The following is a 22,289-nucleotide window of genomic DNA, read 5'->3' on the forward strand; positions in this document are numbered from 1 at the left end:
CTGCATCATGGGCGTCCCTGACCAGTTGGACCATGGCGGGATGGCGGCGCATGTGATCGGGTGCATACCCTCCGGGAATGATCAACCCGTCAAAATCAGCCACCTTGAGATCCTTGGCCTGAACATCAGGTTCCACCGGGATTCCGGCTTTGCCGGTGTACCGGGGCTGGCCTGCTCCGGCCGTGACAACCTGGATTCCGGCCTCCTGCAGTCGGTAGTAGGGATACCAGAATTCCAAATCATTATACATGTTTTCAACCAGGATGACGACTTTTTTGCCTGTGGGTTCCATGGGATCCTCCCTGTCTGGTTGGGGTGGCGTTGTGAAACGCAACCGTGCTCCCTGGTCCTTGTGGAACACGGTTTTCAGCCTTGTACCACGGAGTTTGGAGCATGGCCAGTGAGGGCCAGAAAGGCTCTTACTGTTTGCGTTGTGTCTTCATGGTTGGATATTTTTTTACAGCGTTGGTTTGAATGTGTTTGTCAGGTCGTTGAGGTCAGTTTGAGCCCGATAATGCCGGCAATGATCAGTGCAACGCTTATCAGACGGGCCAGGTTTGCAGGCTCCCCAAAGAGCATAATCCCCAGGAGTACCGTACCGACAGCACCCACGCCGACCCATACGCTGTAGGCTGTGCCCACGGGAAGGGTTTTCACGGCCATGCCGAGCAGCCACAGACTTATGATCATCGCCACAATCGTCCATATGGTTGGCCCCAATCTGGAGAAGCCCTCGGTATATTTCAATCCAATAGCCCATCCTGTTTCAAACAATCCAGCAAGAACAAGAATAAACCATGTCATACTGATTCCTTTTTCAGTTATGGGGTCGTCCCCGACAAAGAGTGGAATAATGAGGTCGTCCTCATATTCATTCAAAAAACATGGTGATGGCATCCCCATGGCGGCAAAAACGCGCAGCGGTTGTGCCGGCCAGGTTCATTGGTTTGTGCTTACAGCCGGAATCTGCGCCAGAAGCGCCACATGAACATGCCTCCCCAACGGAAATCTGGCTATTCCCGAATGTTGAAAAATTCAAGGAATCAGAACCCTCATGGTCCTGGGCTCATGGTGTGTCTTGCTGGCAGCAGGACAGGCGGGGTGACTGCTCCATCAGCACCATTTTTCCCAAGTTCCTGGCAAGGCAGGTGTTTCTTTTGATCTGGTCCTAGGGAGATCTGTCAGGGAAAGAGGTGGTTGGGTGACAGCCTGCTTTTTCAGGGGGTATTTTCTGCTGGTCTTCCTGCAGACATGGGGATATGGGGTTGATCTCCAAGCGGCTGTGTCATGGCTGTTCTGTCTTTGTATCTCCACAATCTGTTTTCGAGGAAGCATATGCATATGTCTCTTTCCCTTGTCCGCCGGATCGTGCAGGCAGGGTTTGCCCTGTTCTGCCTCTGGGTCGGGTGGCGGTTTTATGGATTTTATCTCTGGCTCACAGGATCGTCAGATGTGATGGTTCCCAGGCCTCCCTCGGTGGAGGCCTTTTTGCCCATCAGCGGGCTTTTGGGCCTCAAGTCCTTTGTGCTGACGGGCGTGTTTGATCCCATCCATCCTGCAGGCCTTGTGATCCTGCTTGTGGCCGTGGGTTCTGCCCTTATGTTTCGCCGGGCCTTTTGCGGATACGTTTGTCCCATTGGCTGTTTGTTTGACGCGGTACATCGCCTGGCCTCCCGGTTTGTTCCCTGCCTGACGTTGCCTTTCTGGCTGGATCGTGTGCTGCGCAGTCTCAAGTATCTTGTGCTGCTGTTTTTCCTGGGCACGATTTTCGGGGCCATGAGCTTGCCGGCTGTACAAGGATTTCTCCATTCTCCCTACAATATGCTGGCCGACGTCAAGATGCTTGAATTTTTTCTTCACCCCAGTTCTCTTTTTCTTGTGGTTTTTGGTATCCTGGTTGTGGCGGGCATGTTCATCCCCAGGTTCTGGTGCCGGTATCTGTGTCCCTATGGAGCGCTTGTGGAAGTGGTCGCCTGGGCAAGCCCTCTGGCCGTGCATCGGAACCCTGATCAATGCCTTCATTGCGGCCGTTGCACCCGCGTCTGTCCCGAGGGCATTGGCGTGGATATCAAGGAACGCGTCTCCTCTCCCGCCTGCATGCTGTGCATGCGCTGTCTGGATACCTGTCCGGCACCAGATGCCCTGAATATCCGGGTCATGTCCCGGCACCGGGTGAGGGGTTACTGGATTGGCCTGGGCATGGTGGCGGTGTTTGTCCTTGCCTGGGTCATTGCCCTTGCAAGCGGCCACTGGCATACCCAGGTAAGCCCTGACATGGTGCGCATGTTGCTGGAAAGAGGGTAATTGCGGGCAATTGGATTGTCGTGCTATGGGGATGTACCAGGCCTGGTCATGGCCTTGTGACTGGTTGCACCTGACCAACCATTGGCTGTTCTGGTCGCTCTGGTGTGCCCTGCATGTTTTTACTGAAAATCCGGGAAATCATTCTATGTCGTTTGTTGATCCTGATTCGCATCTGGCCATGATCCGTCACGGTATAAAAACCGGACTGGCCGCTGTGCTGGCCTGCACCATTGCATGGCTTTGTCATTTGGAATTCTCTTATTGGGCAGGCCTTTCGGCCGTCATTGTCATGCAGGTCAATGTGGCTGATTCCATCCGCATGTGTTTGTACCGGTTTTCCGGCACAGCCGTGGGGGCCTTTATCGGAATAGTGGCCATTGTGCTCTTTCCGGAAAACCGGGTGATGACCATGGTGGCCCTTTTCTGCTCTGTGGGGTTTTGCGCCTACATGACCCGGTACAGCGCCAGATACCGCATGGCAGCCATTACCGTGTGCATTGTGGTGCTGGCCAGTATTGGTGAAGAAAGCCGGCTTGTTTTTGGAATGCTTCGAGTGGTGGAGATCGGAGTGGGGGTGGTTTCCGCCTTTGTGGTGAGTGTGTTGCTGTGGCCGGTACGCGCGGGGAATGCCCTTCGGGCAAGGCTCAGGAATCGGTTCAACGAGTGCGCTGATGCCTATAAACAGCTGGTGCATGCGTTTTTATCCCTGCAGGCCGAAGTGGACCCGCACCTGTTTGACGGGTTTCTTGGGGAGATTCGCAAGGATCGCAGCCTGTACCAATCAATGGTCCGTCACGAAAGGTGGATGTACCACGAAGATGTGGATGTGCTGGGACTTCGGGTACGCACCCTGGAAACCTGCGGCACCCATTTGCAGACCATGCTCCATGCCCTGAACAGCGTTGATGGGCAGGGGTATGAGATTATCATGGAGCAGGAGCTTCGGGATCTGGTGGACGCCACCCTGGCCGTCATGGAGTCCATGGGTGCAGGGCAGGTCCCTGATATGGACGAGCTTGCCCAGGCCTTTGACCGGGCCGAGTCGCGGTTGCTGGAATTACGCGAAGGCGGGGCCACCCGGCGGTTCCATTTGCAAAAGCTCATTCAGTTTTTTGCCTTTTACCATGGCACCCGGGCCATAGCCAAAAACATCCTCAATCATGGGCGGGAGTTTTCAAGGGGTGAGTTACCAGGAGGCGGTGCCGATTTCTTCTCATGGCTGGCTCATCCCGCTTTCTAAGCCTTTCAACCACACCCTGGCCCTGTCCGGCGCAACAACGAGGGCCCTGGCATGGTTTGCCGCTTCAGGCATCGATATCACCCAGGGGGGCCCGCTCTTTCTGCTGGTCGCTGTCCTGTCCAACCTGGTCTCCAACGTGCCCGCTGTCATGCTCCTTCTTCCCGGGGTACACGATCCCCAGGCGGGCATCCTCCTGGCCCTTTCGAGTACCCTGGCCGGCAATCTCTTCGTGGTCGGGAGCATCGCCAATATCATCGTTCTTGATCAGGCAGCCCGGCAGAATATCCGGATCTCGTGGAAAGACCACGCGCCAGTGGGCATTCCGGTCACCCTGCTGACCATGACCATTGGATGGATCGGGGTCGCTATGTTCTAGGCTATGCGTGAAAAAACATGGTTGGCAGTTTGAGGAATCATCCTTCCCGCTTCATGATCTTGTCTGATTGACAGGAATGACGTATGAACAAATCATGAGTACACACAAACGAGCGAATTCCCAGGTTTCGAGACACGGCGTGAACAACAGGCATGACGGGTCATACAAGCAGCTGTTTTCCCATCCGGAGATGGTTGCAAGTCTGATCCGGGATTTCGTGCCCGAGGACTGGGTCGAGGAACTTGATTTTTCCTCTTTGGAGAATACCAACAAGAGCTTTATCACCGATGACATCCGCGATCGTCATGACGATATCATCTGGCGTGTCAGATGGCAGGGATCCTGGGTGTATGTGTATCTGCTCATCGAATTCCAGAGCACGGTTGACCCGTGGATGGCCGTGCGGATCATGGTCTACACGGGATTGTTGTATCAGGATCTCATCAAGAGCGGACAGGTCGCTACCGGCAATCGGCTGCCACCTGTTTTTCCTATTGTGCTCTACAACGGAATGGGACGATGGACAGCGAGCCAGGAAGTTGCCGATCTGATCGAACCAATATCCCTTGGTCTGCGGCGCTACAGGCCGAGCCAGCGGTATTTTCTTCTGGAGGAGGCCAATGTTCCCCGAGAAAAGCTCGAAGCACGCGAAGGCCTTTCCACGCTCTTGATCCGTTTGGAGCAGGCTTCTGGTCCTGCGGAGTTGCAAAATGCGGTTAAAGCACTTATTAGAAGACTCAAAGGGCAGGAATATCTTTCCCTGCGGCGGGCGTTCACTGTCTGGATACGCAGGGTGCTCCTGGGCAGGATGATGCCTGAAGAGCCCATTCCTGAAGTCGATGACCTGCAGGAGGTAGACAATATGTTGGCAGAACGTGTGACCCAATGGACAGAAAAATGGAAGATGGAAGGTCTGCAGGAAGGAAGAAAGGAAGGTCTTAAACAGGGACTTCAGCAGGGTATGCAGCAGGGTATGCAGCAGGGTATGCAGCAGGGCATGCAGCAGGGCATGCAGCAGGGTCGGCTGGAGCAGGCTCAGGATATATTGATTAAAACCCTGAAGATGAAGTTTGCTTCGGTGCCTTCCCGCGTGATCAGCCGGATACGTGCCATCCATACGAAAGAGACGGCGGACAAACTCTTTGAACAGGCCTTTACCTGCGTAAGTCTGGAAGAATTTGAAAAGGAGCTTGAGGCTGTCACGGACAACTGAATGCAGCTGATCTGTATGAGACGCTATTTGATCTAAACACCCCGCTGATATGCATACCAGTGGGGTGTTCGTTTGTGAGAGATCTTTCTGCCGGCCACATACCGATTCTTTCCGGGATGTTGTTAATATTTCAAGCACCCCAACGGCTTGATGATATTTTTGCCGTGAATCACGCAAAATCCAGCAGCACCTTCGTGGCTCCCCGGGTTTTGGCCCGGTCGAATGCCTGCAGGGCACTCTCGAAGGGATAGATGCTGTCGATGATCGGTGACAGGTCAACGCCGGTTTGTAGATAATCCAGGGCAGGCCGGAACAGGCCGCAGCGTGATCCGACCACGGTGATTTCATCCACCACCACTGGTGTCAGATCGATGGGTTCGTGAGCGGCGAGGGTGCTTTTGAGGATTAGGGTTCCCCGGGGTTTGGTGTGGGCGAGAGAGAAACCAAAACCGCTGGCGTTGCCTGTGGCCTCGATCACGAAATCGTATTTTTTAGCATCCATGTCGGGCAAAAGCATGGTTTGGTTGCCAAGTTGTGCGGAGATGGCCAGTTTGTCGGGATGCTTGCCCACGTGACTGACGGAGGCCCCGGTCGTGGACAGGGCGTGGCTGATCAAAAGTCCGAGTTTGCCGTCTCCGACAATGAGCACTTCGTCCGCGGAGACAATGCGCACCTGTTTGAGGATCTCGAAGGCCGCGGCGAGGGGTTCGGTCAGTGTGGCGAATTCGTTGCACAAGGCCTCGGGAACCTCGATCAGGTTGGCTACCGGAAGGGTGATGTACTCGGCAAAGCAGCCGTCACGTCTGTCAATGCCGAGAGTCGTCCGCTCGGGACAGTGCCGCCCGAGGCCCTGGGTGCAGTATGTGCATGAAGGCCTGGTACATCCGCAATTGATGTCTCCGACCACCCGTTTGCCGGTCAGGCCGGTGTCGGCGTCATTGACGATTTCCACGATCCCCACGAACTCATGGCCTAAAATCCCCGTAAATCCCATGTAGCCTTTGGTGATTTCGATATCCGTGTTGCAGATTCCGGCCATGAGAATGCGGATGACTGCCTCTCCAGGCAAGGGAGTTGGTCGGGGCGCATCTGCGGTCATGGCGAGGGTGTTTGAAAAGATAAGTGCGTGCATGGTTTTGAAATTTAAGAGATTTAAGAGAATTTAGAGAGTTGAGGACGTTAAGAAAAATAAGAATTTTTTGAATTTGTAACTTATTGGAATGCATTGCTTTAATTTTTACAATCTTCTGTTTGTCGGTCAAATTTTTCAGTGCATCCAGCCCGATAGGGCCTGAGAGGGGGTATTGGAATTATTCTTGCTTTTCTCTTCTCGCTCGACTATACACCCCCGGCGGCAAACAGGGATCTTTAAAGCGGTTCAGCAAGGCTGTTGAGCCGTTTTTTTATTGGATCGACCCGGCCGTGATCGGCTGTCGATTGGATAGCCACTTGTAACGGTCTCCGCAACCATGCGGAGTTCACACATATTTGAGGATACGACAATGCATCAAAAGAAACACAATGAACATATTCGCAATATCGCCATTATCGCCCACGTCGATCATGGCAAGACCACCCTGGTGGACAATATGTTCAAGCAGAGCGGGGTATTTCGTGAGGGCCAGGATGTGGACGACCGGATCATGGATTCCATGGATCTCGAGCGGGAACGCGGAATAACCATTTCAGCCAAGAATTGCGCGGTCTTGCATGACGGGGTAAAGATCAACATTATCGACACCCCCGGGCATGCCGATTTTGGCGGCGAAGTGGAGCGCTCCCTGTCCATGGCCGAAGGGGCCATCCTTCTTGTGGATGCCTCGGAAGGTCCCTTGCCCCAGACCCGGTTTGTTTTGAAAAAGGCCCTTGAGGCCGGCCTGGCCATTATTGTGTGCATCAACAAGATCGATCGCAAGGATGCCCGACCTGACGAGGTGCTGGACGAAATCTACGATCTGCTCATCGATCTGGGTGCCTCAGAAGAACAGCTTGATTTTCCTCTCTTGTACACCATCGGAAAGATAGGGGTGTCCAAGCAGTCTCCCGAAGATGCGGATGGTGATTTGACCCTGCTTTTCAATACCATTGTCAAGGAAGTTCCCGCACCCGGGTACGACGAACAGGAACCTTTTCAGATGCTCGTTTCCGATCTCGGGTATTCGGATTATCTGGGTCGGCTGGCCGTGGGCAAGGTTTTTAATGGTGTGGTCAAGTCCAACGAATCTCTGGTTCGTTTGGATGTCAGCGGGCAGCCCCTTCCTCTGAAGGTATCCAAACTCCAGGTTTACGAAGGGATGGGCTACCAAGAGGTCAAAGAGGTCGGGCCTGGTGACATTGTCGTGCTTTCAGGGATCGAAGATGTAACGATCGGAGATACCATCTGCACCAAGGAGCATCCCAAACCCTTGCCCCGGATCACGGTGGACGAACCCACGGTTTCCATGCGTTTTGCCATCAATACTTCGCCCTTTGCCGGGCGGGAGGGCAAACTGGTTCAATCGCGGGTCATCAGAGACCGGTTGTTCAAGGAAACGTTGCTCAACGTGGCCATCAAGGTCGAAGAGACTGATGAAAAGGATTCTTTTGTGGTCAAGGGACGGGGAGAGTTCCAGATGGCCATTCTCATCGAGACCATGCGCAGAGAGGGGTTCGAGCTGAACATCGGGCGACCCGAGGTCATTTTCAAGACCAAGGACGGTAAGCGGCAGGAGCCGATGGAAAAGGTCTTTATCGATTGTGAAGAGACCTTCATGGGCGTGGTTACTGAAAAACTCTCCACCCGCAAGGGAAGGATGATCAACCTGGTCAATAACGGCAAGGGCCGGGTCCGGATGGAATTTGCCATTCCTTCCCGAGGGCTTATCGGCTACAGGGACGAATTTTTGACCGATACCAAGGGAACGGGAATCATGAATTCTCTGTACGCCGGATATGACGACTATTGCGGGGATATTCCGGGTCGGTTCACAGGGGCCCTGGTGGCAGACCGTCAGGGTAATGCCGTTGCCTATGCCCTGTTCAATCTCGAACCCCGCGGCCGTCTTTTCTGTGTTCCCAATGATCCGGTCTATGAGGGAATGATCGTTGGTGAAAACAATCGGACCAACGATATTGACGTCAATCCGTGCAAAACCAAGAAACTGACCAATATGCGTGCCTCGGGCAAGGATGAGGCCGTCGTGCTCACCCCGGTATTGCCCATGACCCTGGAAAAGGCCATTCATTTCATCAAGGAAGACGAGCTTGTCGAGGTGACTCCCCAGAGTATCCGCCTGCGCAAGGTCGTGCTTTCAGCTCGAGACAGACATTCCATGGCCGGGGTGGCCAAGAAGAAAAAAGCGGAATGATCCGGGATCTTCCGGCACCTGGCCGTACACCCACACTGCAGAAGACAATCGTGACCCGACAGGGTTGCGGGTCACGTCCGGGATGCCAGGGTATCGATCTGTATCGGTAATCTGTCACAACGGGTCTGGAGCAGCTCTGAGCGGTGATTCCTCGTTTAAAGAAAAAAGCGGGAACCTTCAGGTTCCCGCTTTTTTTCATGCCCGTTGCGAGTCGTTCACGCAGAGATCATCCTTTTCCGGTGGTGCCGAGCGGCAGACCATGTTTCGGCCGCTGGTCTTGGCTCGGTAGAGAGCCTGGTCCGCCAGGTGGATCAGATAGTCCGCAGGCTTGAGCAGGGACGGTTTGATGGAAGAAATGCCTATACTGGTCGTTACCTGGAAATAGTGCTCGTGGAATTTAAAGGTGTGCGCAGCGATCTTTTTGCGGATTCTTTCAGCCAGAATCCAGGCGTTTTCTTCCTCGGTATGTGGGAGGATGACCACGAATTCCTCGCCCCCGAACCGGGCCGGAAAATCACACTCCCTGAGGGTGGTCCGCAGGATGTCGGCCACTTCGCGCAAGACCATGTCACCGGCAAGATGCCCGTAATCGTCATTGATCTGTTTGAAATGATCCAGATCGAGCATGAGCAGACTCAGTTCATTCTGATAGCGTTGATGACGTTTGAGTTCCTTGACGATCCTTCTTTCAAAATTCTGGCGGTTGAAGATTCGGGTCAGGCCATCATGATCGGCCTGATTCTGCATTTGACGATATAATAAAGCGTTTCTAAGCGCCAAGGCCAGGTGATTGGCAACGGCTTGCAGAACTTTGACCCTGTCTCTTCCGAGCAGCTCAGCCTCCCTTGAGACCATGAAGAGGATACCAAACGTCCTTTCGTTCCATATCAAGGGGAGTTGGATGGTGGTTCCGGAATCAGGGAGATCTATGGGGTGGAACAGTGATTCGTCGTGTTTCAGGATCTCCACCTGATAGCTCTTGACGGCATTTCTGGCGTGGCGTTCGGCCTGGTCAAGGAGGTGTCCAACCCATTGTTCGTGCATGGTGTCATCAAGGTTGGGGGGGATGAATATCTCAGCCGAGAGAAAGGCCGGAGCCTCTGGATTCCAGAAGATCCCCATGATGGATTCGACCTCGAGCAGGATATTCAGATCACGGCCCGCCTGGTTGATGATCGTGCCGGGATTGAGGCTTTTGCTTGCCTTGGTCAGAATTTTGTTTAAGAAATCAAGCTGCTCGTTCTTGCGGGCCAAAAGTTCTCTTTCCAGGATGATCTCATTGGTCATTGTATAGATGTCATCGTAGACGGAAAAAATTTCGTGGGCCTTTTGGCAGCATTTTTCCAGTTTTTCGGTTGTCAGGGGTAATCTGATGGCATCAAGAAAATTCTGGGAAACGACTTGTTCGATATCGCATTTGATATGTTGGTCGTCTTTTTCCAGGACCAGAATCATTTTGCAATTTTTACGACCAGTGACGGTCTTGCGCTGTGAATCGGTCATATCGGACCAGGCCTTCAGGGTAATCAGTGTGAGGCATGCTCCTTGATGTATGTCCGGAAAGTTGTCCGTCAATTGATTGACTGTCTTGTGCTCCAGTCGGACGCCTGACGAAAGCGTGTGAAGCATGGCCATGGGTTCGTCAACTTCCATTCCGACAACCCAGATGTGTTTTTCCTTGTCAGTGAAGGGGACGGTCATCGTGGTCTGGGGCATGAGCATGGTTAATCCTTGAGCGAAGAGTGGTTTGAAGTGGAAAAAAATGACGGTAGTTCCTAGATATGCAATGAAAGGGCCACGTATGACAAAGAAGCGAATTTGGGGCACTCTCGATCCGTTTATCGAAGGCGGGGCATGTATGGGCCGGAAGGTAGCCAACGCTGGTTTTTTTCAGACCCTGATCCGTTCCCAGTCCTTTGACGAATACCATTTTTTTCTTTCCGACAGCGCAACCCTTTCGAATGCCAGAAAAAATTTAAAAAAGCGGTTTCAGGATTCTCAGTCCACGCTCCGTTTTTTTCTCAGACGACAGCTCCCCGACCAACTGCGAACAACTTCCTATCATTGCTTTCACCTGTCCGATTGCATCAATTGGCCAGCCTATCTCGCCTCATTGCGCAACCGGTATTCCCGGCAATTATTTCCCATCACCAGTTTGACCCATTCCCTGAGTCTGACACGCTATGTTCGGGAAATGCTCGTCCAGATTTGGCCCGGGACCACCCCCCGGGATTGCATTGTTGCTTCGTCAACAGCGGGCAAGGGCGTGGTCGAGAATATTCTTGCCCAGGCCCGGACCTATCTGGGTCATCCGATGCGGGACGTCCCACAACCGGCTTGCCGGATCATCCCCTTGGGGATCGATGTTGCCGATTTTGCTCCCCCCAGCCGGGAGGAGCGGCTGCAGGGCAGGCAGCAGTGGTCCGTGGGAAAAAAAGAAATCGTTCTTTTGGTTTTTGGAAGGATCAGTCCCCATTCCAAAATGGATATCCTTCCTTTGCTGCGGGCCTTGCAGCGTGTTTTTGCTCAGGGGATCAAACGTTCAGGTGTTCGGCTGATGGTTTCCGGCTGGGTCGATCCGGGTGATGAATTTCCTGAAACCTTGAAGACTCTGGCCCAGAACATGAAACTGCGTATGGACCTGATTGCCTCTCCTGACGAAGCAACCAAGAGGAGGCTTTTTGCCGCGGCAGACATCTTTGTCTCCCTGGCCGATAACCCACAGGAGACCTTTGGTCTGTCCCTGCTGGAGGCCGGGAGTATGGGGCTGCCGGTCGTGGCATCGGATTTTGATGGTTATCGAGATATTGTGCTTCCGAATCAGACGGGGCTTCTCGTGCCCACACTGGGAAACCCACAAACCGGTTTCATCGATGAGATGGCCCCGTTGATCAGTGATTATCATTCGCACCTGTGGCTGAGTCAGGGAACTGCTGTCGATGTTCCTGAACTGGCAAACCATCTTTGCCGATTGATCACGGATGATGAAGTGCGTCAGCGTATGGGAGCGGCTGGTCGTGATCGTGTGGTTTCCATGTTTTCCTGGGAACGGGTCGTTGGCGAATATGTCAAACTCTGGGATGAGCTGTGGGCCGTGCCCCTCGATCGGGAGCGTTTTTCAGGCCGTCACCCTCTGAACATGGCCTACGGGACTGTTTTCGGGAACTATTGCACGGCCAATATTTCACCGTCCACGCGGATTACCTGGACGAAGTCCGGTCAGGCCGTCTACCGCAGGCAGGATTTTTTTCTGATCTATGCGGGCCTGGAGGATTGGATAACCCCGGAGATCGTCAGGCTGCTCGTGTTTCATTCCCGTGAGCCCGTTTCCCTGGTGAAATTGGTTCAGGTTTTGAAAAGATCGTTTCCTGATTTGACCGAGGACCATTTGCATCTGGTTGTCATGTGGGCCCTCAAGCAGGATCTGATCAAGAGGGTTGATAACGGGGAGTCGGAGAGGGCGGGCGATTCATTGCAGTAGTGATGGCAAACGGGGTGCTTGTCTGCTCGGGTGATAGCACGGCCTTGGTGGAAAAAGCGGTCGAACTGCTCAAACATCCAGCAATCTGTCGGCGTATGGGAGAGGTTGCCTGGCAGACAGGAAAAGAACGATTTTCTCTGGAAAGGATGGGTGCCGGATATGAACGGGTGTATACGAGGATGGGGCCCGGCATGGATAAGAAGCTTCAGGCGTGATGGTAGGGGATGTTTTTGAGAAGCGTACCGGCGCGGTAAAGTTGTTCACATAAAATGACCCGGGCCAATTCATGGGGAAAGGTCATGGGGCCGAGGCTGAGCAGGGTGTCTGCGCGGTCGCGTACCCGCTGATCCAGACCATAGGCGCCGCCGATGACAAAGCAGGGGGCCTTGACGGGATGCTCGAACCACGTCTGCAGCGTTCGGGCCAGTTCGGGAGATGTCATGGTCCGGCCGTGTTCGTCCAGGCAGACGACATGATCTCTGGGCGTTATCTTGTTGAGGATGGCCTGGCCCTCTCGGGCCATTCGCTCGACCGGGTCCTTGCCGGTGCCGTCTTTGACAATGGTTTCCCGGCACTTGTACCACCGTTTGATCCTGGTATCGTAATGCGTTGCTGCTGATTGCCAGTAGGGGCTTTTGAGTTTGCCCACGAAGATGTATTGAATGCGAAGCATGAAGTGTCCTTTGTCACAAAGGGCGTGCAATCTTCACCGTGATCCCGTGATCCCGGGAAGAGTGATTTAATTGTTCGAGGGGTGAAAAACGGCTGCAGATGCAGGCTGGTAACGAGTGGCTATCAAAAAAACATTCCGATAAGATCCAAGTATCTCTCTCAAGACCGCTTTGGGTAAGAGAATGTCGTGAGGTTGTCAAAGTTGTCTGGATGGAGTATTTTTATATGATGTGTACACGGTTGCATCCTTTGCGGGGTCTGTTCGCTTTCGCGAGCCCCTGCCTTTTTTCCCGCATGTGGCGGGCTATCATTTGCAGTGCCATATTTCTGCTTTGTGGTGGTGGGTTGCTTCATGCCCAATCCTTGATCTTGAACGATCTTGTCGTGGACAACAGCAATGGCACCATGACCGTCCATTACGGGGTGCTGGTCGAGGATGCTCCGGCCATCGAGCAGGCATTGTCCGAAGGATTGAAGCTTCGATTCATCGGTCATGTCGCCCTGTATGAGAAACGTTCCTTGTGGTGGAATGAATTTCTCGTGGAGAACAATTTTGTTTGTGATCTTCGTGAGGATACCCTCAAGCAGGAAGTGGTCCTGGTTATCGACGATCAGGAAACCCGTTTCCCCATGTCCGAATTTGCCAGGGTTTTTCAGGAACGGTTGGAGCATCTGGTCACCCCTCTTGGGCCCTGGAGCATGGTTGACAAGAAAACGACCTATATTGTCAGGCTCACCCTTACCATGAGCCGGATAGATGTACCTGTCTGGATTCGTGTTCCTCTGTTTTTCTGGTCCTGGGATTTGGTTCCTGAAACCACCTTTGAAATGGAATTCGCGTACTGATGTTCAGTGAACATGGCAACGCGGGGACCGTTGAGCAAACAGACCGAGCCCCAGCCATCCATGCCGCATTTCGCCAGGATGGCAGCAAACCAAACCCCTGAAAACAATTGAGAGCACGTCCTTCCCAGCGACTTCGTTTCTTGAGTGAAACGGGCGCTTAACCCTTGCCCTTTCCCCTCTTATGTCGTCCCAATCCCCTCAACACATCAACATGCACCCCAATGTCCAGCATGAGCGGAAAAAGCGTCAGCGTGAATTGTGGCTGGCCCTTTTCGGCGTCGTGCTCATCGGGGTTTTAAGCTGGGTGGAGCTCAAGTTTTTCGGTGTCAATTCTTATCTTTTTCTGGGGCTTTTCAATTTCAATCTCATCCTTCTGCTGCTGGTCCTGTTTCTGGTTCTCCGTAACGTTGTCAAACTGGCACTGGAGCGCAAGCGCAAGGTCCTGGGTGCCAAGCTGCGTACCCGGTTGGTGGTCATTTTCTTTTCCCTGTCCATCATCCCCACGCTGCTTATGTTCTTTTTATCCATCAAATTCGTCCAGACATCGGTGGATTATTGGTTCAAGGCCCAGGTGGAAGGGTCCATGGAACAGGCCCTTTCTGTGGGGCAGGCCGTGTATAACACGGTCAAGGGACGATTGGACGGCAAGGGAGAAAAGATAGTCGAGACTATCCGGACGAGCAAATTCGCCTGGGGCGGCAAGGCCATGGATCGGCTTTTGATTTCCCGGCGAGGAGATCTGGACCTGAGCCTCATCGGGGTACTCACGCCCTCGCGAAATGAACAGAACTGGCATGATGCACCCGAGTGGGAGAGTGCCTGGGCAGATATCAAAAAGGGGATCGCCTGGTCCGAGTTGGAGGAGAACCATCAGTTCTGGTCGGCTGTCTGGCCCGGTAAAGAGGCTGATCTTGTCGTGGGCATCGTTCCTGTGGACGAGGGGGCCACAGGCTATCTGGTTCTCGGAACGACGCTGCCTCAGGGACTGCTCTTCAAGCTGGATCAAATCGTCAGGGGGGTGGACGAGTACAAGCAGTTAAGAACCCTCAAGTATCCCCTCAAGATAGCCCTGTATTTCATTCTGGGCATCATGACCCTGATGATCATTCTCGGGGCCACATGGTTCGGTTTCAGATTGGCCAAGGAAATTTCCGCACCCATCCAGGCCCTGGCCATTGGGACCAAACGTATCGCTCGAGGGGATCTCGGGGTCCGTATCGATGACAAGTCCGGGGATGAATTGGGACTTCTTGTGCAATCGTTCAACAAGATGGCCATGGATCTGGAGAACAGTCAGATCGGTCTCAAACAGGCCAAGGAACGATTGGAGCGGCAGAACGCGGAACTTGAATCCAAGAGCCAGTATATGGAAGCGGTCCTGGACAATATCACCGCAGGGGTTATTTCCCTGGACGGTCAGGGAAGGATCAACACCTTCAACAAGGCTGCCGAATCCATTCTGGGGATCGAGTCCTCACAGGTTATGGGCAGTTCTCCGGTCACGCTTCTCTATGGAGAATTTGCCCACATGGTCCAGGAGGTGCTGACCCAATTGCAGGAGATTCCTTCTTCCCAATGGCAGCGCCAGGTCGACATAAAGGTGGGGGATGCCGATATTCGATTACTGGTCAATGCGGTTGTCCTTCATCGGGAAAACGGCGAGGATTCGGGTGTTGTGGCCGTGTTCGAGGATATTACAGAATTGGAAAAGATTCAGCGCATGGAGGCCTGGAAAGAGGTTGCCCGGCGTATTGCCCACGAGATCAAAAATCCCCTGACCCCCATCAAGCTTTCAGCCCAGCGGATAGAAAGTAAATTTGCCTCTCGGATTACCGATCCCGTGCTCACCCAATGTACCCGTTTGATCGTACGCCAGGTGGAACACCTTCAGGAAATGGTCAAGGATTTTTCATCCTTTGCCAAACTCCCCGAACTCAAGCCCAGGTATGGTGACATCCAGGACGTTCTTAGGGAGATCAAGGGGATTTTCGAACAGAGTCATGGCCGGATGACATGGAGTCTGCAGGCCGATTCCAAACTGCCCGAGCTCAAGTTTGACCACGAGGCCATGAAACGGGTGTTCATGAATATCCTGCTCAATGCTGCGGAAATTCTCGGCAATCAGGAAGATGGACGTGTTGAGCTTGTGGTTGGATACGTGGAAGCCCTGCACCGGGTGCGTATTCAGATTTCCGACAATGGTCCCGGACTTTCATCTGAAGAGCGTTCCAGGATCTTTGAACCGTATTTTTCCAGCAAGCGGGGAGGTACCGGACTGGGTTTGACCATTGTCAAATCAGTCATCGATGACCATCACGGGTATATCCGGGTCCATCCCAACAGCCCTCGAGGAACCACTTTTGTCATTGAACTGCCTGCCGGCAAGCAACAGGCCAGATGGAGTTGTCCCCTATGAGTGAAACGATTCTGATTATAGACGATGAGGAAGATATCCGTTTTTCCCTGCGCGGTATTCTCGAGGATGAAGGATACCAGGTGGTCGAAGCCGCTGATGGAGAAACCGGTCTGATACGTTTTGCCGATGCCGAACCCGGTCTCGTTTTTCTGGATATATGGCTTCCGGGCAAGGATGGATTGACGGTCCTCGAGTCCATGCAGGCCCAGGCCGGAGATGTTCCTGTGGTCATGATCTCCGGACATGGGACCATCGAGACAGCCGTGGATGCAATCAAAAAAGGGGCCTTTGATTTTATCGAGAAACCGCTTTCTCTGGAAAAGGTGGTGGTCACGGTCAAAAAGGCCCTGGAATTCTATAACCTCAAGGAAGAAAACAGGGATCTGCGTTCCAAAATCAGGGAACGTCATGTGCATGAGATCACCGGGGCGTCCGGGCCGGTGATTCGTCTTAAAGAGATGATCGCTCAGGTCGCCCCCACCGATGCCTGGGTGCTGATCACGGGCGAGAACGGAACAGGCAAGGAAATCGTGGCCCGGTCCATCCACGCCAAAAGTTCACGTGCTTCCAGGGCCATGGTCGCTGTCAATTGCGCGGCCATTCCCGAAGAGCTCATCGAATCGGAGCTTTTTGGACATGAAAAGGGGTCATTCACCGGGGCGGATAAATCCAAGAAGGGCAAGTTCGAGCTGGCTGACAAGGGAACCCTTTTTCTGGATGAAATTGGGGATATGAGTCTCAAGACCCAGGCAAAGATATTGCGCATCCTCCAGGAACAGTGCTTTGAAAGGGTTGGGGGAAGCAAGACATTCCGAGTGGATGTCCGGGTGGTAGCGGCGACCAACAAAGACCTGGTCAATGAAATCAGGGAAGGGCGGTTTCGAGAGGATCTTTATTACCGGTTGAGGGTTTTTCCCCTCGAGGTCCCTCCTCTCAGGGAGAGGCAGGGTGATATCGTGCTTATCCTCAACGAATTCATGGAAGGGCTGGTCAGGGAACACGGTTTCAGACCGATGCGCTTTTCCGATGATGCCCTGGCCGCTTTGCAAGAGTATTCCTGGCCCGGGAATGTTCGTGAACTCAAGAATTTTGTGGAGCGGATTTTTATCCTGTATCAGGGACAGGTGGTGACTGCTTCCATGCTTCCCGGAGAATATCGTCAATCTCAGACGCGTGGTTTTTCAGCTTCTGCATCTGATTCAGCTGAAGGCACATCCGTGCCCCTTGATTTTAAAACCGCACGTAACGAATTTGAAATCCGGTATCTCAAAAACAAACTGGCCGAATGCAGTGGTAATATCACCAAACTGGCCGAAGCCATTGGTCTGGAGCGAAGCTATTTATACAGAAAACTCAAGGCCTATAATATCAGTCCCTAACTACGCTTGCTTTCTTTCACACAAGAGCAACCTGATCCCCATGCCATAGTCTGCTGTCAGGGAATAGGCGAGATTTCTGATCCAAACCACTTCCCCAAGATAGAAGATGCTCTCTCGAAGAGTTTGTTGAGCCTGGACCGGTTTACCTGAAAGCCGCAGAATCAAGGTTTGGGAGAGCTGGATACGATATCCGGATTCCAGATAGAGACCGCCGCTGCAAACATTGTAGATCGTTCCCTGAAAAACGAAATTGGTGGGATGCTGGATAACCGAAACCGGGACGTTACAAGCGGTTCGTTCCCACATTCGGTCTGTTTCCGACATCGTTTTGATCCCTGCTGCACTCATGGTCATGGTGTCGAAACCACCTTGCCGTTCATGATCACCTCTTGTTCATGGGCCTTGAGGCTTTCAAAACGACCATTGGTGATGGACACATCGGTATGGGGTCGAAAACAACCGGCACGAATTTCGGCCACGAAAAGGATGATCAGTCCGACGAGGGTACATAGGGCGAGGCTCATGGCTGGTTCCTTGGTGAACGGCTTAATGAATGACCCTCATTTTTAAGAAAGAATCGTGCCGGAATGCAGTCTCCTTGTTTTTATGGGTTTTTTACTTGAAGTTCTTTTGTTTTGTCTTGGAATGTCGGACAAAATTTTTGATTTGACTATTTTTTCCGGACAGCTGGGAGGCAAAGGCCCGTGCTGGTCATGTACGGATCGTTTGCGGGTGCTATTTGGTTTCCCCCGGCTCGTAGGGCTCGGCTTTCCATTTGGGCTCGACAGTGATTGCGTCCGGTTCGTGGGTCCGGGGGGCGGATAGAGGGGCGTCCGGTTCAAGGGCTGTTGCCGCTATTTCAAGGAGGAAGATGATGTTTCCGCGCTGAACCTCCTTGCTCGACTCCTGGATTTCAGCCAGACAGAGAGAACCCATGTCTGTCTGGTTGGGTCTGGCCGGTTCTTTCAGGGATTGGACCACCTTGCCCCATCCGATGATCTTGAGAAAATCAGGTCCGCTGTCATTGATCCGCTCTGCAATGAGAAAAAAGGCCGGCGTGGTGATGGGTTGGGTCGAAAAGAGGCGAACGGTCATTCTATCCTTCATGCTGGCGATATCCCGGTCGTCCTCAAGACGCACGATCTGACCGGCCAGAATTTTTTCCGGGACAAAGACGGCTGTGACCTCAGCTGATTGACGGTGATCTCCTGTTTGCGGGTCCGGGGTTTTCGCAACCCTGCCCGAGGTAGCAAACAGCCTCGAAGTTTCCAGTGTTGCCTGGGGAGAAACCATTCCGTGAAACAGGGGAGCAAGCCGGACAAACTCCGTTCCAATTTCGTCCATGGACTGATTCGCGGCCTCGTTCCAGAAGAGTTGGGTGAAATCCTGCTGCGCTTGCATTTCATACTGGGTCAGTGCGACTTCGATTTTGGTCGACTTGATGATTGGTTCTGCCGATCCCCCGTGAATGAAATGACTCTGGGAGATCGGTTTGGGGGAACAGGCCGCAGCAAACATACACAGAAAAAACAGGGTGATCCGTTTCATGATGGCCTCATGGGTTGTGTTGAAAAAACCGGTTTCGTCCGCCATGGGGGAGCGATTACGGGTTGATGAAGTAGGCAGGACGCAGTAGGCAGTGCGCAGTTTGGTGCTCGGTGCCATGGGGATGAACGATGCGGAACAAGACCCGCACGAGTATGGCTGTTTGTTGCATGACGACGTATCCTTTTATTTTTTATCCTGAATCATCGTACCACCTTTGCCCGACTCCCGCTGCGGGCGTCAAGCCTTGACGCGGATTCTGCAACCGGATGTATACAATTTTTTGCCCAGGATTACCCATGCCCATACTCACTCTCGAATCCACCGTCTATACCATGGACCAGCTTACGACCGTGCCTCGGCCTCAGGTGGCCATGGCCGGCCGGTCCAATGTGGGAAAATCGTCCCTGATCAATTGTCTGGCCGGACGTCGGAAGCTGGCCAAGATCAGCTCATCCCCCGGTAAGACCCGCAGTCTCAATTTTTATCAGGTCAGTCCCGGTGATTTTTATCTGGTCGATCTGCCCGGATACGGCTACGCTCGGTGTTCCAAAAAGGAACGCGAAAAATGGCGTCTGCTCATTCAGGCCTACATGGAGAAAAACAGCCATCTGCAGGCAGTGGTCGCCTTGTTCGACTGCCGTTTGACTCCACAGGTTCTGGATATCGATCTGGCCCGATATGTCACCGGAATGGGGGTCGGATTGATTCCCGTGCTGACCAAGGCTGATAAATGCAAACAGCGGGACAGGGCCAAGATCCAGAAAAAATGGCAGGAACTGCTTGATCTTTCAAATCCTCCCCTGTGTGTTTCCAGCAAGACCGGGATGAACAGGGACCGTCTCTGGACCCTGCTTGGATCGGTCGCAGGGGTTGATTTGGGGGCGGATTCAGCAGCTGCAAATGAGAGCCCCTCCAGGTTGATGAAATAAAGAGGCGCGTTGGCGTTTACCTGCGCAAATGCATGTACTTGCAGAAGAAATATTTTCTATCTATTTGGAATGATTTGAATAAAAATGATTTTTTTTAAATCTCCCCGGATGAAATCTTGACGCGCTTCTTTTTTCACGTATAAATTTTTCAGTTTTGCACACATATCGTTTTGACCCTCTACCATCTGTTCCAAGGAGGAATATATGGCCGTACATGTCGTTGACCACCCTCTTGTCAGACACAAACTCGGGATCATCCGCAGAAACGACGTGACCACCAAGAATTTTCGGGCTCTGGCTTCTGAAATCGCCAGGCTGCTGACCTATGAGGCGACCAAGGATTTGAAGATGGAAACAAAAACCATCAAGGGGTGGGCCGGACCTGTCCAGGTTGAGTCCATCCGCGGGAAGAAGATCACGGTCGTTCCCATTCTCCGTGCCGGACTGGGTATGCAGGACGGTGTGCTCGACCTCATTCCCGGTGCCAAGGTTTCCGTGGTCGGGTTTTATCGCAATGAAGAGACGCTTCAGCCTGTGGAATACTATGTCAAACTTGCCAAGGACATCAAAAACCGCATTGCCTTGATTCTCGATCCCATGCTCGCCACGGGAGGAACCCTCATCGCGACCATTGATCTGCTCAAAAAGGCCGGCTGCAAGACCATCAAGGGCATTTTTCTGGTGGCCGCTCCCGAGGGGCTCGAAAATCTTAAACAGGCTCATCCGGATGTGGATGTCTATGTCGCAGCCGTGGACGATCATCTCGATGAAAACGGGTATATCATCCCTGGTCTCGGCGATGCTGGTGACAAAATTTTTGGAACAAAATAGGCCAATCGGCCTATTTTTTTTGTCTGCTTTGGAAGAGGTCCCAATAACCGAAGCGCGGTATGATTGGTCAATCTGGTTTTCCTGTAACGTACCTGTAGATCCCCAAGAACGGGATAGAAATGGAGGTAGTGATGGCTGAGAACATTTCCACGGAATATCATTTTCGGGCCAAGGACTGTCTGCTGGGCGGTCAGATGCTTTTTGTGGCCTTTGGAGCGTTGGTCCTTGTCCCGCTGCTCACAGGGCTTGATCCCAATGTCGCTCTGTGTACTGCCGGACTGGGGACCCTGGTTTTTCAGATGGTCACCAAGCGGAGTGTGCCCATCTTTCTGGCCTCGTCTTTTGCCTTTATCGCCCCGATTATCTACGGGGTACAGACGTGGGGCATTCCTGCGACCATGTGCGGTCTGGCCGCTGCAGGAATTTTTTATGTCCTGCTCAGTCTGTTCATTTCCTGGCGTGGCTCAGGGGCGGTGGAGCGCTTGCTCCCCCCCGTGGTCACCGGACCGGTGATCATGGTCATTGGTCTGCTTCTGGCCCCGGTTGCCGTCAACATGGCCATGGGCAAGACGGGTGATGGTTCCGCCGTTCTGGTTCCGGAAACGACCGCACTCATCATTTCCATGATTTCTCTGGCAACCACTGTTATCGCCTCGGTTTTTGGCAAGGGGGTTATTCGCCTTATCCCGATTTTATGTGCCATTATCGTAGGATATGTACTCTCTTTGTTTTTTGGAATCGTCGATTTCACAGCCGTGGCCCAGGCTCCCTGGTTTGCCGTACCGCAATTCACCTTTCCTGAGTTCCATTGGCAGGCCATTTTGTTCATCGTGCCGGTGGCTATTGCCCCGGCCATCGAGCATTTCGGGGATATCATCGCCATCAGCTCCATCACCGGGAAGAACTATCTTAAAAACCCCGGGGTGAATCGGACCATGATGGGTGATGGTCTGGCAACATCTCTGGCGTCTTTCTTGGGTGGTCCGCCGAACACGACCTACTCCGAGGTCACTGGTGCCGTGGCTTTGGTCAAGGTATTCAATCCAGCCATCATGACCTGGGCGGCCATCATGGCCATTGCATTGTCCTTTGTGGGCAAAGTGGGTGCCTTTTTGCAGAGCATTCCGGTTCCGGTCATGGGGGGGATCATGATTCTTTTATTCGGCACAATCATGGTTGTCGGGATCAACAACCTGGTCAAGGCGCAGATCGATCTGATGAAGGCCCGAAACATGGCCATTGTGGCCTTGATCGTTATCTTCGGTGTCGGCGGGATGGCCTTTTCAGCCGGGCAGTTCACCATCCAGGGCATTGGCCTGGCCGGTATCATCGGGGTGGTGCTCAATCTGGTTCTTCCCGGAGGAAATCGGCAGTAAAACCGACTGGACCGGGAAACCACACCGTCTGTGCCTGTAGCGCGTCCTTGATGTGTCTTTCAAATGGAATGTCGGCTCTTCTTTTTGCATAAGCGGTTTTGGGCAACAAAAAAAGGCTTACGAAATCTGTTTTCGTAAGCCTTTGATTTTATGGTCGGGATGGCGCGATTTGAACGCGCGGTCTCTGCGTCCCGAACGCAGCGCTCTACCAAACTGAGCCACATCCCGTCGAGGGATATGTTTCTAGAGAGTTTCAAAAAAGAATGCAAGTAGAATTATCTATTGTAATTAACGGAATAATTTTTTAGGTCTTGAATTGCATGTTTTCGGT

21 protein-coding genes and 1 tRNA gene are annotated in these 22,289 nt (G+C 52.9%); 13 read left to right on the forward strand and 9 right to left on the reverse strand.

Annotated elements, in window-relative coordinates:
• Both ACTVJH_RS01290 and sugE read right to left on the reverse strand, forming a co-directional pair.
• A partial coding sequence (locus tag ACTVJH_RS01290) for a DJ-1/PfpI family protein (protein WP_455986672.1) occupies window positions 1–292 on the reverse strand: 292 nt, incomplete at its 3' end.
• A 191-nt stretch (window positions 293–483) separates the two neighbouring features.
• Entirely contained in the window at window positions 484–804 is a 321-nt protein-coding gene (sugE, locus tag ACTVJH_RS01295) for a quaternary ammonium compound efflux SMR transporter SugE (RefSeq protein WP_455986674.1), read from the reverse strand.
• Between the two features lie 537 nt (window positions 805–1,341).
• Between sugE and ACTVJH_RS01300 the strand changes: the two genes are divergently transcribed.
• The 4 genes from ACTVJH_RS01300 to ACTVJH_RS01315 all read left to right on the forward strand — a co-directional run bounded on the left by ACTVJH_RS01300 (window position 1,342) and on the right by ACTVJH_RS01315 (window position 5,133).
• A complete protein-coding gene (locus ACTVJH_RS01300; RefSeq protein ID WP_455986676.1) occupies window positions 1,342–2,304 on the forward strand; it encodes a 4Fe-4S binding protein in 963 nt (320 codons plus the stop codon).
• A 145-nt stretch (window positions 2,305–2,449) separates the two neighbouring features.
• Window positions 2,450–3,544, forward strand: coding sequence for an FUSC family protein (locus ACTVJH_RS01305; protein ID WP_455986677.1), 1,095 nt, complete (start codon window positions 2,450–2,452; stop codon window positions 3,542–3,544).
• Window positions 3,504–3,920, forward strand: coding sequence for a hypothetical protein (locus ACTVJH_RS01310; protein ID WP_455986679.1), 417 nt, complete (start codon window positions 3,504–3,506; stop codon window positions 3,918–3,920). The genes ACTVJH_RS01305 and ACTVJH_RS01310 overlap by 41 nt, the downstream gene beginning before the upstream one ends.
• 94 nt (window positions 3,921–4,014) lie before the next feature.
• The gene (locus ACTVJH_RS01315; RefSeq protein WP_455986681.1) at window positions 4,015–5,133 is read left to right on the forward strand and encodes an Rpn family recombination-promoting nuclease/putative transposase; all 1,119 of its coding nucleotides are present in this window, start codon (window positions 4,015–4,017) and stop codon (window positions 5,131–5,133) included.
• Between the two features lie 169 nt (window positions 5,134–5,302).
• On the opposite strand, the gene ACTVJH_RS01320 is transcribed toward ACTVJH_RS01315, so the two are convergent.
• The gene (locus tag ACTVJH_RS01320; RefSeq protein WP_455986683.1) at window positions 5,303–6,265 is read right to left on the reverse strand and encodes an MDR/zinc-dependent alcohol dehydrogenase-like family protein; all 963 of its coding nucleotides are present in this window, start codon (window positions 6,263–6,265) and stop codon (window positions 5,303–5,305) included.
• 370 nt (window positions 6,266–6,635) lie between these two features.
• Between ACTVJH_RS01320 and typA the strand changes: the two genes are divergently transcribed.
• A complete protein-coding gene (gene typA, locus ACTVJH_RS01325) occupies window positions 6,636–8,480 on the forward strand; it encodes a translational GTPase TypA (protein ID WP_455986685.1) in 1,845 nt (614 codons plus the stop codon).
• 195 nt (window positions 8,481–8,675) lie between these two features.
• Here typA and ACTVJH_RS01330 read toward each other — a convergent pair whose 3' ends face one another.
• On the reverse strand, window positions 8,676–10,202 hold the full coding sequence (locus ACTVJH_RS01330) for a GGDEF domain-containing protein (protein ID WP_455986687.1): 1,527 nt from the start codon (window positions 10,200–10,202) through the stop codon (window positions 8,676–8,678).
• A gap of 79 nt (window positions 10,203–10,281) precedes the next feature.
• Here ACTVJH_RS01330 and ACTVJH_RS01335 point away from each other — a divergent pair, with 79 nt between their 5' ends.
• Together ACTVJH_RS01335 and ACTVJH_RS01340 are read left to right on the forward strand one after the other, a co-directional pair.
• Window positions 10,282–11,961, forward strand: coding sequence for a glycosyltransferase family 4 protein (locus ACTVJH_RS01335; protein WP_455986689.1), 1,680 nt, complete (start codon window positions 10,282–10,284; stop codon window positions 11,959–11,961).
• A gap of 2 nt (window positions 11,962–11,963) precedes the next feature.
• The gene (locus ACTVJH_RS01340; protein WP_455986691.1) at window positions 11,964–12,176 is read left to right on the forward strand and encodes a glycosyltransferase; all 213 of its coding nucleotides are present in this window, start codon (window positions 11,964–11,966) and stop codon (window positions 12,174–12,176) included.
• On the opposite strand, the gene ACTVJH_RS01345 is transcribed toward ACTVJH_RS01340, so the two are convergent.
• Complete coding sequence (locus ACTVJH_RS01345) at window positions 12,167–12,634, reverse strand: 23S rRNA (pseudouridine(1915)-N(3))-methyltransferase RlmH (RefSeq protein ID WP_455986693.1); 468 nt, start codon at window positions 12,632–12,634, stop codon at window positions 12,167–12,169. The genes ACTVJH_RS01340 and ACTVJH_RS01345 overlap by 10 nt on opposite strands.
• Before the next feature lie 293 nt (window positions 12,635–12,927).
• Between ACTVJH_RS01345 and ACTVJH_RS01350 the strand changes: the two genes are divergently transcribed.
• The 3 genes from ACTVJH_RS01350 to ACTVJH_RS01360 all read left to right on the forward strand — a co-directional run bounded on the left by ACTVJH_RS01350 (window position 12,928) and on the right by ACTVJH_RS01360 (window position 17,274).
• The gene (locus ACTVJH_RS01350; RefSeq protein WP_455986946.1) at window positions 12,928–13,479 is read left to right on the forward strand and encodes a DUF4390 domain-containing protein; all 552 of its coding nucleotides are present in this window, start codon (window positions 12,928–12,930) and stop codon (window positions 13,477–13,479) included.
• A gap of 211 nt (window positions 13,480–13,690) precedes the next feature.
• Complete coding sequence (locus ACTVJH_RS01355) at window positions 13,691–15,895, forward strand: ATP-binding protein (RefSeq protein ID WP_455986695.1); 2,205 nt, start codon at window positions 13,691–13,693, stop codon at window positions 15,893–15,895.
• Window positions 15,892–17,274 (forward strand): sigma-54-dependent transcriptional regulator, encoded by a 1,383-nt coding sequence (locus ACTVJH_RS01360; RefSeq protein ID WP_455986697.1) that lies wholly within the window; start codon window positions 15,892–15,894, stop codon window positions 17,272–17,274. Before ACTVJH_RS01355 ends, ACTVJH_RS01360 begins: the two co-directional genes overlap by 4 nt.
• Here the strand turns inward: ACTVJH_RS01360 and ACTVJH_RS01365 are convergent, their stop codons facing one another.
• From ACTVJH_RS01365 to ACTVJH_RS01375, 3 genes are all read right to left on the reverse strand, one after another.
• Window positions 17,275–17,628 (reverse strand): hypothetical protein, encoded by a 354-nt coding sequence (locus tag ACTVJH_RS01365; protein ID WP_455986699.1) that lies wholly within the window; start codon window positions 17,626–17,628, stop codon window positions 17,275–17,277.
• A complete protein-coding gene (locus ACTVJH_RS01370; RefSeq protein ID WP_455986701.1) occupies window positions 17,625–17,798 on the reverse strand; it encodes a hypothetical protein in 174 nt (57 codons plus the stop codon). The genes ACTVJH_RS01365 and ACTVJH_RS01370 overlap by 4 nt, the downstream gene beginning before the upstream one ends.
• 211 nt (window positions 17,799–18,009) lie before the next feature.
• Complete coding sequence (locus tag ACTVJH_RS01375; RefSeq protein WP_455986703.1) at window positions 18,010–18,939, reverse strand: hypothetical protein; 930 nt, start codon at window positions 18,937–18,939, stop codon at window positions 18,010–18,012.
• Window positions 18,940–19,118: 179 nt separating this feature from the next.
• Here ACTVJH_RS01375 and yihA point away from each other — a divergent pair, with 179 nt between their 5' ends.
• From yihA to ACTVJH_RS01390, 3 genes are all read left to right on the forward strand, one after another.
• The gene (gene yihA / locus ACTVJH_RS01380; RefSeq protein ID WP_455986705.1) at window positions 19,119–19,751 is read left to right on the forward strand and encodes a ribosome biogenesis GTP-binding protein YihA/YsxC; all 633 of its coding nucleotides are present in this window, start codon (window positions 19,119–19,121) and stop codon (window positions 19,749–19,751) included.
• Between the two features lie 204 nt (window positions 19,752–19,955).
• Window positions 19,956–20,582 carry a uracil phosphoribosyltransferase gene (upp, locus tag ACTVJH_RS01385; RefSeq protein WP_455986707.1) on the forward strand — a complete coding sequence of 209 codons (627 nt, stop codon included), beginning with the start codon at window positions 19,956–19,958 and terminating at the stop codon, window positions 20,580–20,582.
• A 131-nt stretch (window positions 20,583–20,713) separates the two neighbouring features.
• A complete protein-coding gene (locus ACTVJH_RS01390; protein ID WP_455986709.1) occupies window positions 20,714–21,958 on the forward strand; it encodes a uracil-xanthine permease family protein in 1,245 nt (414 codons plus the stop codon).
• Window positions 21,959–22,109: 151 nt separating this feature from the next.
• Here the strand turns inward: ACTVJH_RS01390 and ACTVJH_RS01395 are convergent.
• Window positions 22,110–22,186: transfer RNA gene (locus ACTVJH_RS01395), tRNA-Pro, on the reverse strand.
• Between the last annotated feature and the right edge of the window lie 103 nt (window positions 22,187–22,289).

The organism is Desulfoplanes sp. PS50, assembly GCF_053851535.1.

Excerpts from the sequence above, each read along its gene's own strand:
- ACTVJH_RS01300 (WP_455986676.1), top strand. The coding sequence starts at position 1,342 with ATGTCTCTTTCCCTTGTCCGCCGGATCGTGCAGGCAGGGTTTGCCCTG.
- ACTVJH_RS01315 (WP_455986681.1), top strand. The coding sequence starts at position 4,015 with ATGAGTACACACAAACGAGCGAATTCCCAGGTTTCGAGACACGGCGTG.
- ACTVJH_RS01365 (WP_455986699.1), bottom strand. The coding sequence starts at position 17,628 with ATGACCATGAGTGCAGCAGGGATCAAAACGATGTCGGAAACAGACCGA.
- ACTVJH_RS01355 (WP_455986695.1), top strand. The coding sequence starts at position 13,691 with ATGCACCCCAATGTCCAGCATGAGCGGAAAAAGCGTCAGCGTGAATTG.
- sugE (WP_455986674.1), bottom strand. The coding sequence starts at position 804 with ATGACATGGTTTATTCTTGTTCTTGCTGGATTGTTTGAAACAGGATGG.
- ACTVJH_RS01345 (WP_455986693.1), bottom strand. The coding sequence starts at position 12,634 with ATGCTTCGCATTCAATACATCTTCGTGGGCAAACTCAAAAGCCCCTAC.
- ACTVJH_RS01375 (WP_455986703.1), bottom strand. The coding sequence starts at position 18,939 with ATGGCACCGAGCACCAAACTGCGCACTGCCTACTGCGTCCTGCCTACT.
- typA (WP_455986685.1), top strand. The coding sequence starts at position 6,636 with ATGCATCAAAAGAAACACAATGAACATATTCGCAATATCGCCATTATC.
- ACTVJH_RS01370 (WP_455986701.1), bottom strand. The coding sequence starts at position 17,798 with ATGAGCCTCGCCCTATGTACCCTCGTCGGACTGATCATCCTTTTCGTG.
- upp (WP_455986707.1), top strand. The coding sequence starts at position 19,956 with ATGGCCGTACATGTCGTTGACCACCCTCTTGTCAGACACAAACTCGGG.
- ACTVJH_RS01305 (WP_455986677.1), top strand. The coding sequence starts at position 2,450 with ATGTCGTTTGTTGATCCTGATTCGCATCTGGCCATGATCCGTCACGGT.
- ACTVJH_RS01350 (WP_455986946.1), top strand. The coding sequence starts at position 12,928 with ATGTGGCGGGCTATCATTTGCAGTGCCATATTTCTGCTTTGTGGTGGT.
- ACTVJH_RS01390 (WP_455986709.1), top strand. The coding sequence starts at position 20,714 with ATGGCTGAGAACATTTCCACGGAATATCATTTTCGGGCCAAGGACTGT.
- ACTVJH_RS01340 (WP_455986691.1), top strand. The coding sequence starts at position 11,964 with ATGGCAAACGGGGTGCTTGTCTGCTCGGGTGATAGCACGGCCTTGGTG.
- yihA (WP_455986705.1), top strand. The coding sequence starts at position 19,119 with ATGCCCATACTCACTCTCGAATCCACCGTCTATACCATGGACCAGCTT.
- ACTVJH_RS01335 (WP_455986689.1), top strand. The coding sequence starts at position 10,282 with ATGACAAAGAAGCGAATTTGGGGCACTCTCGATCCGTTTATCGAAGGC.
- ACTVJH_RS01330 (WP_455986687.1), bottom strand. The coding sequence starts at position 10,202 with ATGCTCATGCCCCAGACCACGATGACCGTCCCCTTCACTGACAAGGAA.
- ACTVJH_RS01320 (WP_455986683.1), bottom strand. The coding sequence starts at position 6,265 with ATGCACGCACTTATCTTTTCAAACACCCTCGCCATGACCGCAGATGCG.
- ACTVJH_RS01360 (WP_455986697.1), top strand. The coding sequence starts at position 15,892 with ATGAGTGAAACGATTCTGATTATAGACGATGAGGAAGATATCCGTTTT.